Annotated in this window: 16 protein-coding genes; 9 read left to right on the top strand and 7 right to left on the bottom strand. The window is 60.7% G+C overall.

Annotated elements, in window-relative coordinates; translation table 11 throughout:
* Positions 1 to 38: 38 nt before the first annotated feature.
* The 3 genes from cysN to EV130_RS08365 all read right to left on the bottom strand — a co-directional run bounded on the left by cysN (position 39) and on the right by EV130_RS08365 (position 3,318).
* On the bottom strand, positions 39 to 1,523 hold the full coding sequence (gene cysN, locus EV130_RS08375) for a sulfate adenylyltransferase subunit CysN (protein ID WP_074060505.1): 1,485 nt from the start codon (positions 1,521 to 1,523) through the stop codon (positions 39 to 41).
* Between the two features lies 1 nt (position 1,524).
* Positions 1,525 to 2,478 carry a sulfate adenylyltransferase subunit CysD gene (cysD, locus tag EV130_RS08370; RefSeq protein ID WP_132659975.1) on the bottom strand — a complete coding sequence of 318 codons (954 nt, stop codon included), beginning with the start codon at positions 2,476 to 2,478 and terminating at the stop codon, positions 1,525 to 1,527.
* 99 nt (positions 2,479 to 2,577) lie between these two features.
* Complete coding sequence (locus EV130_RS08365; protein ID WP_074063081.1) at positions 2,578 to 3,318, bottom strand: phosphoadenylyl-sulfate reductase; 741 nt, start codon at positions 3,316 to 3,318, stop codon at positions 2,578 to 2,580.
* Positions 3,319 to 3,739: 421 nt separating this feature from the next.
* On the opposite strand from EV130_RS08365, the gene EV130_RS08360 reads away from it, so the two are divergent.
* From EV130_RS08360 to EV130_RS08350, 3 genes are all read left to right on the top strand, one after another.
* The gene (locus tag EV130_RS08360; protein WP_074060507.1) at positions 3,740 to 4,186 is read left to right on the top strand and encodes an RrF2 family transcriptional regulator; all 447 of its coding nucleotides are present in this window, start codon (positions 3,740 to 3,742) and stop codon (positions 4,184 to 4,186) included.
* Between the two features lie 123 nt (positions 4,187 to 4,309).
* Complete coding sequence (locus EV130_RS08355; protein ID WP_074060508.1) at positions 4,310 to 4,696, top strand: DUF6152 family protein; 387 nt, start codon at positions 4,310 to 4,312, stop codon at positions 4,694 to 4,696.
* Between the two features lie 4 nt (positions 4,697 to 4,700).
* Complete coding sequence (locus tag EV130_RS08350; protein ID WP_132552782.1) at positions 4,701 to 5,177, top strand: DUF6644 family protein; 477 nt, start codon at positions 4,701 to 4,703, stop codon at positions 5,175 to 5,177.
* A 203-nt stretch (positions 5,178 to 5,380) separates the two neighbouring features.
* On the opposite strand, the gene betA is transcribed toward EV130_RS08350, so the two are convergent.
* From betA to betI, 3 genes are all read right to left on the bottom strand, one after another.
* Positions 5,381 to 7,030, bottom strand: a complete 1,650-nt coding sequence (betA, locus tag EV130_RS08345) for a choline dehydrogenase (protein ID WP_132659973.1) — start codon at positions 7,028 to 7,030, stop codon at positions 5,381 to 5,383.
* Between the two features lie 62 nt (positions 7,031 to 7,092).
* Positions 7,093 to 8,556: a betaine-aldehyde dehydrogenase gene (gene betB / locus EV130_RS08340; protein WP_132659971.1), complete on the bottom strand. Its 1,464-nt coding sequence runs from the start codon at positions 8,554 to 8,556 to the stop codon at positions 7,093 to 7,095.
* A gap of 61 nt (positions 8,557 to 8,617) precedes the next feature.
* The gene (betI, locus tag EV130_RS08335; RefSeq protein WP_132552779.1) at positions 8,618 to 9,202 is read right to left on the bottom strand and encodes a transcriptional regulator BetI; all 585 of its coding nucleotides are present in this window, start codon (positions 9,200 to 9,202) and stop codon (positions 8,618 to 8,620) included.
* Between the two features lie 143 nt (positions 9,203 to 9,345).
* Here betI and EV130_RS08330 point away from each other — a divergent pair, with 143 nt between their 5' ends.
* The 5 genes from EV130_RS08330 (at position 9,346) to EV130_RS08310 (ending at position 14,291) form a co-directional block, all read left to right on the top strand.
* Positions 9,346 to 9,900, top strand: coding sequence for an HdeD family acid-resistance protein (locus EV130_RS08330; protein ID WP_074060513.1), 555 nt, complete (start codon positions 9,346 to 9,348; stop codon positions 9,898 to 9,900).
* A 182-nt stretch (positions 9,901 to 10,082) separates the two neighbouring features.
* On the top strand, positions 10,083 to 10,325 hold the full coding sequence (locus tag EV130_RS08325) for a ribbon-helix-helix domain-containing protein (protein ID WP_074060514.1): 243 nt from the start codon (positions 10,083 to 10,085) through the stop codon (positions 10,323 to 10,325).
* A 148-nt stretch (positions 10,326 to 10,473) separates the two neighbouring features.
* Positions 10,474 to 12,279, top strand: a complete 1,806-nt coding sequence (locus tag EV130_RS08320) for a bifunctional diguanylate cyclase/phosphodiesterase (protein ID WP_207900868.1) — start codon at positions 10,474 to 10,476, stop codon at positions 12,277 to 12,279.
* A gap of 76 nt (positions 12,280 to 12,355) precedes the next feature.
* Entirely contained in the window at positions 12,356 to 13,354 is a 999-nt protein-coding gene (locus EV130_RS08315; RefSeq protein WP_132552777.1) for an NAD(P)H-quinone oxidoreductase, read from the top strand.
* A 163-nt stretch (positions 13,355 to 13,517) separates the two neighbouring features.
* On the top strand, positions 13,518 to 14,291 hold the full coding sequence (locus EV130_RS08310; protein ID WP_132659967.1) for a class I SAM-dependent methyltransferase: 774 nt from the start codon (positions 13,518 to 13,520) through the stop codon (positions 14,289 to 14,291).
* 56 nt (positions 14,292 to 14,347) lie between these two features.
* On the opposite strand, the gene EV130_RS08305 is transcribed toward EV130_RS08310, so the two are convergent.
* On the bottom strand, positions 14,348 to 15,769 hold the full coding sequence (locus EV130_RS08305; protein WP_132659965.1) for an MFS transporter: 1,422 nt from the start codon (positions 15,767 to 15,769) through the stop codon (positions 14,348 to 14,350).
* 104 nt (positions 15,770 to 15,873) lie between these two features.
* Between EV130_RS08305 and EV130_RS08300 the strand changes: the two genes are divergently transcribed.
* Positions 15,874 to 16,494, top strand: coding sequence for a helix-turn-helix transcriptional regulator (locus tag EV130_RS08300; RefSeq protein WP_132552775.1), 621 nt, complete (start codon positions 15,874 to 15,876; stop codon positions 16,492 to 16,494).
* Positions 16,495 to 16,555: the final 61 nt, after the last annotated feature.

The raw sequence follows: 16,555 nt of genomic DNA, 5'->3' as shown, positions 1-16,555 counted from the left end.
CAGCAAGAAAAAGGGGCCTCCCGGCCCCATCTTCAATCTCAGATATCGCTTGCGGCGTTCTTCCAGAGTTCCGCCGCTTCTGCCGCGGTCATCCGGTGCACATGCGCCTCGTCGCGGCGGTTTGCGAAGATTTCGCTCGCCATAATCTGCTCGGCGAGGTCGGCGGGCAGCGAGAGGATGACGCGCGCGTCTCCGGCGTGAAGTCCGCCGAGTTCCGAGCGCTTGCCGGTCACCATGCCGCCGGCGACCGTATTGTTGGTGTCCGGGTCGATGAGGATGAAGGAGCCGGAGGAGCGGTTCTGCTCATAAGGATCGAAGATCGCCGCCTCCTCGAAGGCGAGGCGCACTTTGCCGATGGCATTCATGTAAAGCCGCTCGGCCACATGCCAGGCGCCGGTCTTCAGTTCCAGCTGGCTGATGGGCTGCACCTGGACGCGCTGGCGACGGCTGCCGCTCTTCAGCCAGTAGCGCTTGCCGGCCTCGATGCCTTCCGGCTGCAGCGCCACGATTTGGGCGTCGAAGGCAAGGCCGACCTGCGGCTGGCTGTCGATCGAAACGATCATGTCGCCGCGCGCGACGTCCACCTGTCGGTCGAGCACGAGAGTGATTGCGTCGCCCGCGACGGCTGCGTTGCGCACGAGGTCGAAGGTGACGATCTTAGAAACATTGGCAACCATGCCCGATGGCAGGATCATGACGCTGTCGCCGGGCTTCACCGACCCGCCGGCAACCGTGCCCTGATAGCCGCGGAAGCTTTCGCCGGGACGCGAAACACGCTGCACCGAGAGACGGAAGCCGACGGTCTGCGACGAGCGCACCGTGGCAAGCTCCAGCGTCTCGACCAGCGTCGGACCCGTGTACCAGGGCATGGAGGCCTGGCCGGAATAAACGACGTTTTCACCCTTCAGCGCCGACATCGGGATCGCAGTGATCTGCTTGATGCCGAGCGACAGGGCAAATTCCTTGAACTCGTGCGTGATCTTCTCAAATCCAGCGCGGTCATAACCCGTCAGGTCGATCTTGTTGACGGCAAGCACGAACTGCTTGATGCCGAGGAGCGAGGCGATCGTCGCGTGGCGGCGCGTCTGCTCCAGGATGCCGGCGCGGGCATCGACGAGCAGCACGGCAAGATCGGCGGTCGAGGCGCCGGTTGCCATGTTGCGGGTGTACTGTTCATGGCCGGGCGTGTCGGCGACGATGAAGGCGCGCCTGTCGGTTTGGAAATAGCGATAGGCGACATCGATGGTGATGCCCTGTTCGCGCTCCGCCTGCAGGCCGTCCAGAAGCAGCGCAAAGTCGGGCAGGCCGAGATCGTTTTGCTTGCCGGTGGAATCGCGCTGGAGCGTCGCCGCCTGGTCTTCCTTGACCGCCTTGGTGTCCCAGAGCAACCGGCCGATCAGCGTGGATTTTCCGTCATCGACGCTGCCGCAGGTGATAAGGCGCAACGGCCGCGTGTCGCGCGTGGCCTTCAACGGCTCGGCGGCAGGCAGGGCGATGGCGGTTGCAGGTGCTGCTGCAGTCATCTCAGAAATATCCTTCACGCTTCTTCTTTTCCATGGAGCCGGACTGGTCGCGGTCGATGGCGCGGCCCTGGCGCTCGGAAACGGTTGCGATTTCCAGCTCCGCTATGACGTCTTCAAGAGTGGTGGCGGTGGAGCGGATGGCACCCGTCAGCGGGAAATCGCCGAGGGTGCGGAAACGTATCATGCCTTCCTGGCGGACTTCGCCGGGAAGCAGTTCCAGCCGCGGGTCCTCCGCAAGGATCATCATGCCGTCGCGCTCAACGTAGGGGCGCTTCTTCGCATAGTAGAGCGGCACCAGCGGAATTTCTTCGGACTGGATGTAGCGCCAGATATCAACTTCGGTCCAGTTCGAAAGCGGGAAGGCGCGTACGCTCTCACCCTTGCGGATCTGGCCGTTGTAGATGTTCCAGAGCTCTGGCCGCTGGTTGCGCGGATCCCAGCGGTGATCGGGCGTGCGGAAGGAGTAGATGCGTTCCTTGGCGCGGCTTGCCTCCTCGTCGCGGCGCGCGCCGCCGAAGGCTGCATCGAACTGTCCGGCGTCGAGCGCCTGGCGCAGCCCCTCGGTCTTCATGATGTCGGTGAAGGTCGCCGAGCCATGGGTGAAGGGTGTGATGCCTTCGGCTGCTCCGCGCGGATTGATGTGCTCGATCAGGTCCAGGTCGTACTTCTTCGCGGTGTCGTTGCGAAACGCGATCATCTCCTGGAATTTCCAGCCGGTGTTCACATGCAGCAGCGGGAAGGGGACGCGGCCCGGATAAAAGGCCTTACGTGCCAGGTGCAGCAGCACCGAGGAGTCCTTACCGATCGAATAGAGCATCACCGGACGCTCGAATTCGGCTGCAACCTCGCGGAAGATATGGATGGACTCGTTTTCCAAAGCCTTGAGGTGCGGATCGAGCGGCGGCTTGGCGCTCTGGGGATTGTTGAGTTCCGTATCCGGACGGCTATCGGGCATTTCCTACTCCAGACTTTCGATCATTGGCAAGGAGGCATTTGCCCCTCACACCAACCCTCTCGGGGAGAGGGAGTTTAAATGCCGCGCTTGGCGGCTCGACTATCGTGCGGCAACCGCTGTCGCCTCTTCGCCGACATGCAAGCCGCATTCGCGCTTTTCATCCTGTTCCCACCACCAGCGGCCGGCGCGCTCCGGCTCGCCGGGCTTGATGGCGCGCGTGCACGGCTCGCAGCCGATAGAAGGGTAGCCGCGGGCATGCAGCGGATTAACCGGCACGCTGTTGTCGGCGACGTAGGACTTGATTGTGTCGATATCCCAGTCGGCAAGCGGATTGATCTTCAGGAGGTGCCGTTCGGCGTCGTATTCCGCAAAAGGCGTTTCCGCGCGATTGGCGGACTGACCGCGGCGCAGACCGGTGATCCAGATCGTTGCGCCTGCCAGCGCCCGCGCAAGCGGCTTCAGCTTGCGCACGCCACAACAGGCATGTCTGGCTTCGACGCTGTCGTAAAAGCCGTTCATGCCGTATTTCGTCGCGTAAGCGTCGATATCGGCCTGCTCCGGCTCGTAGCGGATGATGTGGATCCCGTACTGGTTTTCGGTTTCCGCAATCAGCGCCAGCGTCTCGGGGAAGAGGCGGCCTGTCTGCAGCGTGACGACGTCGATCGGCAGGCGATGATTGCCGATTTCGGCGGTGATCACCTGGTCTTCGATACCAAGCGATGTCGTGAAGACCACTCTTACGTCAAGACCGGCGACAAACGACAGACGTTCGGCCAGGCTCAAGGTCGCAAGTTTCGTATTCAGCGTTTCCGCTTCTTCGATGAGATTGACAACAGTCATGGGAATCCTGTCCTCGATGTGGCCGGAGTATCGCAGCTTGAGGGCAGATCGCACAGAAAAACGGATTTCGAAAGCAGCGCATGCTGGAGCAAATATCTCTCCGTAGCCGCTGCAATGCAGAAAAGCAGCCGCGTCAGGCAAATGATCCGTCGAGGCTGGATTAATCTCCATAAAATTAGTAGAGTAACACGCTGCCTGTCAATCGGAAATCTGAAGTGATGTCGGAAAAGATGCAGGAAGCCCGATTCCAGAGTAGAATTCACTCCGTTGGCCGAGCAAGAAAAACAAGGCCAAAATGCTTGTCTTCCAAGGCTTTCACTGGCGCGTTCAAATTCCGTTCATGCTGGCTGTGCAATAGGAGATAGGTAAGCTTGTGAGGTGATGCTTCAAGTTGCATCGCTCGTGTGTGTGACGGTCCAAAATGATTACGCAGAAGGCAAAATACGCGCTCCGGGCGCTGACGGTACTGGCGGAAGCCGATGCCGGCGAGCCCGTCATGATTTCCGACATCGCAGCGCAACAGAAAATTCCAAAGAAGTTTCTCGAGCAGATCCTGCTCGATCTCAAGCATCAGGGCATTGTTGCGAGCCGACGCGGCAAAGCGGGCGGCTATCTGCTGTTGAAGCCCGCCGACATGATCACCTTTGGCGAAATCCTGCGCATCGTCGACGGCCCGATCGCGCCGCTCCCATGCCTATCGATCACGGCTTATCGCAAGTGCGACGATTGCGACGGCGAGCAGACCTGCGAAATTCGCAGCGTCTTTGCCAAAGTGGCGGATGCAACGCGCAAGGTTCTGTTCTCGACGACGATTGCCGACGCGGTCGCGCCGGCAAAAGGCGCAGAGGTCACCCGGCTCCTCGCCTGACCAGTCATAGGCAGCCGCAGGTCGCGAAGTCATGGACCTGCTTCAAGATTTGGTGAGTAGCCTTTCAAAGCCGCTGGCAAGCGCCAATTCGGACCTGTTCGAAAAAGGGCAGGGAGAATAGAAATGCGTGTCTTATCCAGAAAGCAGATCGTCTTGTGCGCGGCCCTTGCGGCAAGTTTCGCGACTGGCGCTGCGGCCCATCACGGCTGGTCATGGGCCGAGGCCGAGCAGATGGAGTTGAGGGGGACGATACAGAAGATTTCCATGGGCGGCCCGCATCCCGCGCTAGACGTTGCGACCGTCGATGACGGCGTGTGGCGCGTCGAACTCGGCAATCCGCGCCAGACGGAGCGGTCCGGCTTCGTCGAGGGCTCGGCGAAGACCGGCGATCCGATCATTGCGATCGGAAACCGTTCGCTGGATCGGAATGAAAAGCGCATGAAGGCCGTGAGAATCACAGTCGGCGAGAAGCGCTACGATATCTATCCTGATCGAATCCAGACGAACTGACCGCATGGCGATCGAGCTTCTGGAATGCATTGCCGCAACTCCGATCGCCGCCGGGTTGCGGCGGTCAGCGCTGCTTTACATGTTCGTTAACGCTTCGCATATTTTGTCCATTGGCTTGCTGCTCGGCGCCATCCTGCCGCTCGATCTCAGGTTGATGGGCTTCTTTCCGTTGGTCCCGCTTTCGGTGGTCGGGCCATTCCTGTCTCGCGCAGCCGCCGTCGGTTTGACGGGAGCGATCGTCACAGGCTTCTGCCTCTTCAGCGTCAGGCCGATCGAATATGCCGGGAATCCGGCATTTTTGGCAAAGATCGGATTGCTGGCAGTGGGCGTTGCCAACGCCGCCATCGTGCATGCCAGGGATAGCTGGCGAAAGGCGATTGCCGGTATGGCTGTTGCAGCGAGCTTGCGCATTGCAGCCATGGTTTCGGCGTCGGTATGGATTAGCGCTCTCATCGCCGGACGGTGGATTGGTTTCATATAGTCCTGGTTGCGTGCGTCTATAAACGGCGCATTGTTCGAATCCGGATCGGTATCGGCGAAACCGAATTGAAGGAGCCTGGACAAGAAGGCGGCCAAGCGGTCCATCTGGCAGCGTCATCACAAGGCCTGCCGGAGGCCGGTCGGGTCAGCTGCGGAAAAGATCCCACGCGAGGATTGGGCATTCCCGTGTCTTGTCGGCGGTGATTACCGGTCGCTCAGTTTCCAGCGTGGATTGACCCAAGGCTCCTGGTTCGAGCGCGGCAGCGGCTGTTTGCCGAGAATATGGTCCGCCGCCTTCTCGCCGGTCATGATCGAGGGGCCGTTGAGGTTGCCGTCGGTGATGTGCGGGAAGATGGACGAGTCGGCAACGCGCAGGCCGTCCACCCCGATAACACGCGTCTCGGGGTCGGTCACGGCCATTGGGTCGTTCTTATCGCCCAGCTTGCAGGTGCCGCAAGGGTGATAGGCGCTTTCCAGATGCTCGCGCAGGAAGCCGTCGATCTCTGCGTCCGTCTGCACCTTCTCGCCCGGTTGGATCTCCGGCCCGCGATATGGGTCGAAAGCTTGCTGGGCGAAGATCTCGCGTGTGAGGCGCACACAGTGGCGGAATTTCTCCCAGTCATCCGGATGGCTCATATAGTTGAAGCGGATGACGGGGTCGGACTTCGGATCGGGCGAGCGCAGGGTAACGGACCCGCGCGACTTCGAGAGATTGTAGCCGACATGTACCTGGAAGCCGTGGCTCTTTGCCGCCGCCTTGCCATCATAGCTGATCGCCACAGGCAGGAAGTGATACTGGATGTCCGGCTGCTTGATGCCGGCTGCCGAGCGCAGGAAGGCGCATGCTTCGAACTGGTTGGAGGTGCCGAGGCCGGATCTCGTGAACATCCATTGCGCACCCGCGACACCTTGCCAGAACCATGGCAGCCAGGAATAGAGCGAAACCGGCTTGGTGCTGACCTGCTGGAAATAGAATTCCATATGGTCCTGCAGGTTGGCGCCGACACCTGGCCTGTCGGCCTTCACCTCGATGCCGTGCTCCTGCAAATGAGCGCCCGGGCCGATGCCGGAAAGCATCAACAGCTTCGGCGAGTTGAAGGATGAGGCGGAAACGATCACCTCGCGGTTCGCCTTGATGATTTCGACCTTGCCGCGGCGCTCGATCTCGACGCCGGTCGCACGGCCGTTCTCGATAATGACCCTGCGTGCCAGGCCGTAGGCGATGTCGACATTCGGCCGCTTCAGCGCCGGCTTGAGATAGGCGCTCGCCGCAGACCAGCGACGGCCGCGGAAAATGGTCTGCTCCATCAGCCCGAAGCCTTCCTGCTTCGAGCCGTTGTAGTCGTCCGTCGCCTCGAAGCCCGCCTGTTTGCCGGCTTCGATGAATGCATGGAACAGCGGATTGCGAAAGCCGCCGCGTTGCACATGCAGCGGGCCGTCGGTGCCGCGCCAGCCTTCCTCGCCGCCGTGCGAATGCTCCATGCGCTTGAAGTAGGGCAGCACGTCGGCATAGGCCCAGCCGTTGGCGCCGAGCTCTTCCCAACGGTTGTAGTCCTCGGCATGGCCGCGCACATAGACCATCCCGTTGATCGAGGAGGAGCCGCCGATCACCTTGCCGCGCGGCGCGGTGATGCGCCGGCCGTTGAGGTTGGGTTCGGGTTCGGAGAGGTAGCCCCAGTTGTAGCGCCTCATGCTCATCGGCCAAGCAAGGGCTGCCGGCATCTGGATGAACGGCCCGAAGTCGCTGCCGCCCGCCTCGATGACGATCACGCTGTTTCTGCCGTCTTCGGAGAGACGATAGGCAAGGGCCGACCCTGCCGAGCCGGAGCCTATGATGACGAAGTCTGCCTGCATGATTGTGCACTCGGTATGTGTTGATCTTCGCCTCACCACAAGCGGGAGGGCGTAACCTCTTCTCAGTAAGGCGCCGCCACCGGCCCCATGCCCACGTAGACCGTTTTCAACTCCGAATAATGCTCCAGCGCCGCAAGCGAGTTCTCCCGCCCGAAACCGGATTGCTTCGAGCCGCCGAAGGGAATTTCGACCGGGCAGAGATTGTAGGTGTTGATCCAGAGCGTGCCGGCCTCGAGCTGGTCGGCGACGCGGTGGGCGCGCGTCAGATCGGCGGTGAAGACGCCACCCGAGAGGCCGAATTCGGTGGCGTTCGCACGTCCGATGACTTCGCCTTCGTCATCGAAGTCGAGCACGCACATCACCGGTCCGAAGATTTCCTCGCGGGCAATGGTCATGCCGTCGGTCACGTCGGCAAACACGGTCGGCTGGACGTAATAGCCCTCGCCGGAAACATTGTTCGGAATGCCACCGCCGGTGATGAGCGTCGCACCCTCGGAGTTGCCCTTGTCGATGTAACTCAAGACCTTCTGTCGCTGGTCGAAGGAAACCATCGGGCCGAGCTGCGTCGACTCGTCCATCGGGTCGCCGATCAGGATCGCCTCGGTGCGAGCCTTCAGCCGCTTCAGGAACTCGCCCTTGATGTTCCTTTGCACAAAAACACGGGTGCCGTTCGAGCACACCTGGCCCGTTGAATAGAAGTTGCCGAGCATGGCGCCGCCGATTGCGCTGTCGATATCGGCATCGTCGAAGACGATCAGCGGCGACTTGCCGCCGAGCTCCATCGTCACATGTTTGAGGTGGCCGGCGGCGGAGGCGGCGACCTTACGGCCGGTCGGCACGGAGCCGGTGAGCGAGACTTTTGCCACGTCCTTATGGTTGACGAGCAGCGGGCCGGTGTCGCGGTCTCCCTGGATCACATTGTAAAGACCCTTCGGCAGGCCTGCTTCGAAAAGGATTTCGGCAATCTTCAAGGCCCCAAGCGGCGTGTTTTCCGAAGGCTTGAAGACCATCGCATTGCCGGCGATCAGCGCCGGCGCCCCTTTCCAGCAGGCGATCTGCTGCGGATAGTTCCAGGCGCCGATGCCGACGCAAACGCCGAGCGGCACTCGCTTCGTATAGGCGAAATCGCCGCCGAGCGGGATATAGGAACCGTTGAGTCCGGCTGCCGCGATGCCGCCGAAGAATTCGAAGCTGTCGGCGCCGGACGTCGGATCGGCGACGATCGTTTCCTGGATCGGCTTGCCGGTATCGAGCGTTTCGAGCTCGGAAAGCTCGCGATTGCGCTCGCGCATGATCTCGGCGGCGCGCCTTAAGATGCGGCCGCGGGCCGTCGGGCTCATCGCCGCCCACTCCGGCTGCGCGCGCTTGGCGGCCGCGATCGCCTTCTCGACGATGGCAGGCGTTGCCGCATGCAGCCGCGCGATCACTTCGCCGGTTGCCGGATAGATGCTTTCGATAACGCTTCCCGCTTCGTCCTCGACATATTCGCCGTCGATGAAGTGCGACGCTTTCGGCTGGGCTTTCATAATTCAATCCTTTGCTTTGTCCGACAGGGCAAAAAAGCTCCTCATTCCTGCGCGGTTAGCCTCATTCGATCCTCCTTAATTGCATCGTCACGTAATCCTCTGTCAGCCCGATCGAAGCCTCGATGTTGATCGGCGCCGATTTCAGACTTTGGCGGATATAGAGTCCGTCGATCATCGCAGCAGCGCCTTCGGCGATGCGCCCTGCGGCATCCGGCGAACAAAGCTTCTTGAGGTTGGCCAGCAGGTTCGAACGCAGCCGGCGGGAATAGATGACGAGGAAACGGCGCGTTTCCTCCGAGCGCTGCGCCTCGGCATAAAAGGCAAGCCATGCGGCAATCGTTTCCGGCGCGAACTGATCGGCCTGGAAGCTGATGCGGATGACGGCAGAGAGCTTTTCGCGTGGGGTCCGGGCAGCCTTCAGCGCCGTCACCGTATCGTCACGCAACTGCCTGAGCAGCGAACGGACCGTCTCGATCAATAGTTGCTCCTTGCTGCCGAAATAGTGGTGCGCAAGGGCTGGAGACACGCCGGCCTGGCGGGCGATATCGGACATGGTGACGCTCAGCGAGCCTTGATCCGCGATGACGCGCAGCGCAGCGTCGACGAGCGCCTTTCGGCGTAGAGGTTCCATTCCGATTTTGGGCATGAAGGCCAGCTCCGATAGTTCAGCGCATATTATTTTTGATTGACTAATCAATCAACAAAAATCTTTTTTGGCGGAGTTTGCGAAACCCCAACCCTTTCCGACGCGCAATTCTGCAGCATATCAGGCCTATCAGGAGGTGTGTCATGGCTAACGTCTTCGATGGAGCGCCGTCCTCGTCCCTGCAGTCGAAATGGATATGGTTCGTGGGTCTCGGCGTGCTGCTGTTGATCTGCGGCCTGATCGCGGTCGGAAATCTGCTTCTGGCCACAGTGGTGTCGGTCTACTCCGTGGGAATGCTGATGGTGTTTGGCGGGATCGTTTATCTCATCCACGCCTTTCAAGTGCGCGGCTGGGAGCACATCCTTTTCTGGGCGCTGAGCGGCATGCTTTACGTGCTCGCAGGCATATTCGCCTTCATCAATCCGATCCTGACCTCGGCTGCTCTGACGCTCTTTCTCGCTATCGCTTTGCTTGTCGCCGGCGTCTTCCGCGTCTTTATCGGCCGCCGCATGAAGCCGCTCAAGGGTTGGGGCTGGATCGTCGTAAGCGGTGTAGTTACCGCGCTTGCAGGCTTTATCATCGCACTCGGCTGGCCAGTGAACAGTCTCTGGGTGCTCGGTCTTTTCCTGGCGGTGGATCTGATCTTGCAGGGATGGACGATGATTGCGTTCGGCATCGGCCTGCGAAGCGTGCAATGACCCTGTCCACAGGCCCTGCTCACGGAATGTTTCTTTTTTGACAAGCATGTGAGGCGGGACTAAAATTCAAACAGATTACCCGAGACGCCGGCAGACAATCATTGCCGGATCAGATGTCATGAGTGGTCATGCGTCCCGCGTAGGGCAGGTTCTGCCCCATAGAAAACGAAGGGAGGAAGTTCATGCCGATGGTCACAGTTTCCATATCACCGGTCCAGGCAGCCGGCATTCGCGATGCCGTCGATCATGGCGGCTATGCATCGAGCAGCGAAGTTGTCCGTGAGGCGCTGCGCCTCTGGGATGCCGCCCGCAAGCTCGCAGAATATCGCAATGAGGTCCTAAATGACGAAGATCGCGCGAGTGGAGGCCGCTGCGTTGCAGACATGTTTGCCGATCACGAAGCGGAGCGTCGCCGATCCGCCTGATGAGGATCGGGACCTATGCCATTGATCGGAATGCTGAAACATTCCGGTCCGCAACTTTCACAAAAGCTTCACATTGGCGAAAGGGTTCATTGATGCTTTTTCACCATCTTCGCTGCGAAAAAGAAGACTTCGCAGTGGAGAATTTGGCATGTCTTTGGCTGCCGCCGTCGAACCGGACGTATTGCGCCGTTATGCCAGCGATCAGATCGTGACGCTTGCGAAACTGGTCATCGAAAATGCTTTCCAGCCGATCGTCGAGGCAGGGACAGGCACAGTCTTCGGTTACGAGTCCCTGATGCGCGGGCAGGAGCGCATGGGCTTCGATTCCGCCGTTGAAATCCTCGATGAGGCCCATCGCGCCGGCCAGCTGCTGCAGCTGGAGCAGATGGTCGCCAGCCGCGCGCTCGCAAAGTTCGCGACGCTCGGCAATTGTTCGACCTCGACGCTTTTCCTCAATCTCGACGTCCGGCTGATCCCGCACGGCGACCGTCTAGTTGAGACCCTTCTCCAGCACCTGAAAGCCGCCAACATCCCACCCTCCTCGGTCTGCTTCGAATTCTCCGAGCGTTTCGACAATACCAGCGTGCCGGAATTCGAGGCGCTGGTTTCCAATCTTCGCAAGACCGGCTTCAAGCTGGCAATCGACGACTTCGGCGTCGGTCACGGTGAGATGAAGCTGCTCTGCGACTATGCCGTCGATTACCTCAAGATCGACCGTCACTTCGTCGCCGACATCGACTGCAAGCCGCGCAAGCGCCACCTGTTGAAGAACATCGTCAACATCGCCCATGTGCTCGGAACCCGGGTCATCGCGGAAGGCGTTGAAACCGAAGCGGAGTTCCTGGCTTGCCGCGAATATGGCGTCGATCTCGTCCAAGGCTGGTTCATTGCCCGGCCGACGCAGCATACGTCGGAACTCGTGTCGTCGTTTCCGCATCTTCAGGATCTCGGCAAAAGCAAGCACAACACGCAATCGCTCGATGAAATCCTTATCCGCAAGCAGATTGAAGTGCTGCCGACGGTCTATGAGAACGACAGCATCGACACGGTCTTCGAGCTCTTTCGCCGCAATCCGCGCCAGGCATTTTTCCCCGTTTTGAATGCCAATGGCGAGCCGCGCGGCATCATCCATGAGCATCATCTCAAGGAATATATCTACCAGCCTTTCGGCCGCGATCTCCTGAAGAACAAGATCTATGGCCGCACGATTTCGCACTTCGTCGAAATGGCACCGATCGTCGGTCTCAATTCCGACGCCGAGCGGTTGATGACGATCTTCGCCAATATGGAAGGCAGCAACTGCCTGATCCTTACTGACAACATGCGTTATGCCGGCGTCGTCTCCGCTGCCTCCCTCATCAAGGTCATCAACGAAAAACAGTTGAAGACCGCACAGGACCAGAACCCGCTGACCGGCCTGCCGGGCAACCGCGCCATCCGCGATTTCATGCGCCAGGCCGGTCGCGACGGCGACGAGGTGCGGCATTTCTGCTATTGCGACTTCGACAACTTCAAGCCTTTCAACGATACTTATGGTTTCCATCTCGGCGACCACGCGATCTCGCTCTTCGCCGCTCTGATGCGCCGCTACTTCTTCGCCGAGCGCCATTTCCTCGGCCATGTCGGGGGCGACGACTTCTTCATCGGCGTCATCGGATGGACGAAGGAGGAACTGACCGAGATTCTTGATCGGCTCATCACTGATTTTCGCGAAGACGTCCGCGATCTCTACTGCGACGAGGACCGCGCGGCCGGAGGCATTGCCGGTCATGACCGCGCAGGTGCAGAAGCGCGTTTTGCGCTGATGCGCTGCTCGATTGGTGTCCTTGAACTGTCGGAAGGCTTGGTGATTGAGGACATCAATCGTGTCAGCGCCGAGATCGCACACATCAAGGCCGAAGCGAAGGAAAGCGCCGACGGGCTGATCTTCCATCCACTGGGCGAGGCGAATTGACGCCTTTGCCACTTCTCTCCTTCCCAATCACGGGGCGCTGAATTATCTCCTGGGCTTTCGGAAAGAGGAGACCGTCATGCCTTTGCCAACGAACATGCGTTTCGTCGACCTGCCGAGCTTTGGCGGGCCGGAAGTCATGAGGATCGGGACCGGACATGTTCCAGTGCCCGGCGAGGGGCAGGTCCTCGTACGCGTGCAGGCTATCGGCATCAATCGCCCGGATGTGGCGCAGCGTCAGGGAACATACCCGCCGCCCAAGGATGCGAGCCCCATCCTCGGGCTCGAACTTTCCGGCGAAGTGGCCGCAATCGGTCCGGGCGTTTCCGGATACTCGGTCGGCGACAAGGTCTGCGGCCTCGCCAACGGCGGTGCCTATGCCGAATTTTGCCTGCTGCCCATTGGCCAGGTCTTGCCGTTTCCGAAAGGCTATGATGCGGTGCAGGCCGCAGCCCTGCCGGAGGCCTTGTTCACCGTCTGGGCGAACCTTTTCCAGATGGCCGGCCTGACGGAGGGCGAAAGCGTTCTCATCCACGGCGGCTCCAGCGGCATCGGCACCACGGCGATCCAGCTCGCCCGCGCCTTCGGCGCCGAGGTCTATGCGACCGCAGGTTCGGCGGACAAATGCAAGGCCTGCGAAAAGCTTGGCGCGAAGCGGGCGATCAACTACAAGAGCGAAGATTTCGCCGAAGTCATCAGGGCCCAGACCGGTGGCCATGGCGTCGATGTCGTACTCGACATGGTCGGCGCTGCCTATTTCGAAAAGAATATCGCATCGCTTGCCAGGGACGGCTGCCTGTCGATCATCGCCTTGCTGGGCGGGGCCGTCGCTGACAGGGCCAACCTCGCGCCGATCATGGCCAAGCGCCTCACCGTCACCGGCTCGACGATGCGCCCGCGCACTCTAGAAGAAAAGCGCGCCATTCGCGACGACCTTCTCTCCCAGGTCTTTCCGCTCCTCGAAGCCGGCAAGGCCGCCCCCGTCATCCACAGGACCTTTGCCTTCGAAGATGTCGTCGAAGCACACAAGCTGATGGAAACGAGCAGCCATATCGGCAAGATCACCCTGACCGTTTAAGGTCAGCTTCGGACCAGCATCGGGGCGCACAAGTAAAACTGATCCTGGCCGTATGTGAGTCTCCGGGGTCGCTGAACTGTCGTCTGAGCGAAACCCGGGTCTGAACTGCGCATCTTGATGTGGCGTTGACTGCGCGTGGCAAGGCCCCCCCACGAGGAATGCAATGGCTCTATTCCACTCTTGCCCCGTCTGCCGCAGCAGGATACCGCATTTCGTGCCGCTTCCGCGGTATTACATCGACAAGGCGACCGAACACGGCTTTCCCTATCGGGTCGATGAATTCGAAACGATCAATCATCAGGCCTATAGCTGCCCCAACTGTCACTCGAGCGACCGGGACAGGCTCTATGCCCTGTTCCTGACGCCTGTGTTTCAGCGCCTCAACCAGGCGCAGCCGTTCCGGTTTCTGGATATTGCCCCCGGCCGCTCTTTGAGCTTCTGGCTGAAAAGCCACCCACACATCTTTTACCGCAGCTGCGACATGTATATGCCGGAGGCGGACGACAAGGCAGACATTCACAATCTACCTTATGCGGACGAGACTTTCGATTTCGTTCTGTGCTCGCACGTGCTCGAACACGTCGACGATCCGGTGCGAGCCGCCTCCGAAATACGCCGCGTTCTCAAGCAGGACAGCATTGCCATCCTGATGGCGCCGATCTGCCTTTCGATCCAGGACAATTATGAAAATCCCGAAGTGACGACGCCTGAGGGGCGCTGGCAGCATTTCGGCCAGGATGACCACGTGCGCATCTTCTCGAAGCCGGGATTCGTCGATGTGATCCGGCAGTCGGGCCTTGCGGTGCAGGAGGTTCCGGTCAACGAATTCCTGACGCCCGAGGTCTGCGACACCTACGGGATCGGCCTCCGCTCCGTTCTTTATCTCGGCGTGAAGCAGCAGGCTGTCCAGCAAGAGCCGGCGCGCAGCGTCGCCTGAGGTCGCTCTCAGTGATGGAAGAGGCGCCCTGGGCACTCGCCCTTAGGCGCTTCTTTTCAATCTCGGCCTTCTCTCAGCGTCAGCGCCGCTGCGATCGTAACGATGCCGGGAAGAGCCATGGCGGCGTAGAGCCAGTGGGCGGCCGATATGCTGCCGGAAATGCCGCCCGGTGTAACGAGCCCTGTGCTGTTGGCAATGACGCCTGCGACCGCAGCGCCGAAAGCGCCGCCGAGCGACTGCACGGTCGAGATCGCGGCCGATGCCTTGTCCTGCTCGGCGCTGCCGACAAGGCGCAGCACCTTTGTCACCAGATGTGCCCATCCGAGGCCGACGCCGAAACCCATCATCAGCATTGCGACAGCCGCCGGTCCGAGAATTGCAAGGCTCGCAATATGGTTGTCCCGAGCGAGAAAGATCGCCAGGAAAACGGTCGCCAGCGCTTCGATGATACAGCCGGCGACGATCGCGTTGCTTGCGCGCCTGCCGGTCAGGGAGCCGCTGAAAAAGGCGGCGATCGTCCAGCCGAGCGCGACAAGGGCGGTCAGATAGCCGGAAATCAGCGGCGTCACGCCATGTAGGGCCTGCAGGAAATAGGGAATATAGATGTCGCTGACGAGGATGAACAGCAGCACGAACATGATGAGGTAGACGCGCGCAACCGGCTTTGCCAGCATGACGGCGCCGGTCGGCAGAAGCCGGTTGTTGCCTCGCCGCTCCGTCACCAGCATCAGCGAAATCGAGATGACGGAAAGGGCAATCAGTGCAGTCTTGGCGGGGATAGGCTCGACGGCGCCTGCGATGCTGACGAACAGCACGGCGACAAGCAGCAGGCAGATCTGCAAGACCGGCGTCTTGGCGTGCGCGCGGTCGTCCGTCGCTTTCGGTAGCAGCCATGGCGCAAGAACGGCCATTAGCAGGCCGAGCGGCACGAGGATGATGAAGGCGTATCGCCATGCACTGCCTTGCGAAAACAGGCCCCCTGCAGTCGGCCCGAGTAGGGTCGCAACGCCCCAGATCGCGGCATAAAGCGTGGAGGCTTTCGGCCAGAGCGGCTCCGGATAGGCGAAACGAACGAAAGCATAGGCAAGCGCTGCAAGGATGCCGGCCCCGAAACCCTGAACGGCGCGCCCGGCGAGAACCATTTCCATGACATGTGCGGCCGCGCAGATGAGGCTGCCTATGGCGAAAATCAGGGCGCCGCAGACATAGGCGCCGCGCAAGCCCATGGATCGCGGCCGCATGGCGACGAAGATCGAGCCGAGCACGGCGGCGGCAACGAAAAGCGTCGTTACCCAGGCAAGTAGCGGCAAGCCGCCGATATCGCGTACGATAGAGGGGGCGACCGTGGCGGTGATGTAGCTCTCGATGGCATAGAGCGTCACGCCGCCGCCGAGCATCAGCGTGGCGGGCAGCAGGGACGGCGTGAAAAGCCTGAAGACTGATGACTTGGGTGCAGCGGCCCGATCGACACTGGTCATGACAATACCTTGATGTTTTCCCTAGCGGATCATTATTATCCAAGTTATAAATAGGAAAATTGCATGCCTGCTTTTTTAAAGCAAGAATCACCTTGGAAAAATAAATGCGTCACTCGCCTGCCAGCCGCATCCTGCTTCTGATAAAGACCGATGGGCCGCAACGCGCAGCGTCGATCGGCGATGTGCTGGGCATCACCTGTGAAGCGGCACGCCAGCAGCTGACGAAGCTTGCCGCAGACGGTCTTGTCGAGCCGCTTACCGAGCCGGGCTCGGGCAGGGGGCGGCCAGGCCAGCTCTGGCATCTGACCCCCGCCGGCAACCAGACCTTTCCGGACGGGCATGCGGAATTGACCGCGACCCTTCTGAGCACGATGGTCGAGACGCTCGGCAGGGATGCGCTGGATACCATCATCTCGGCACGCGAGGCAGAAACCGTGAAGCGCTACCGCAAGGAGGTCTCTTCGTCCGAGCTCGCTCTGCGCGTCCGACAGCTGTCGGCGATCCGGACGCGCGAAGGTTACATGGCCGATAGCTGGATGGAAGATGACGGCTCGTTCATGCTTGTCGAAAACCACTGCCCCATCTGTGCGGCGGCCCGGGCCTGCGCCGGCTTCTGCCGATCCGAGCTCGAGACCTTTGGCAATGTGCTCGGCGCCAAAGTTGAGCGGTGCGAGCACATTCTCCTCGGCGCCCGCCGCTGCGCCTACAGGATCAGTCCGCTTTAGGCCGTCGGTGCGCCGCAGCCTGGCCGAAAGGCGTTGCTTTATCGGCGCAACGCGCTATGGG

The sequence above is a fragment of the Rhizobium azibense genome (genome assembly GCF_004342325.1).
Lineage (GTDB): Bacteria > Pseudomonadota > Alphaproteobacteria > Rhizobiales > Rhizobiaceae > Rhizobium > Rhizobium etli_B.
Note: the sequence above shows the minus strand (reverse complement) of the source record. Positions and strands in the feature narration are given on the sequence as shown.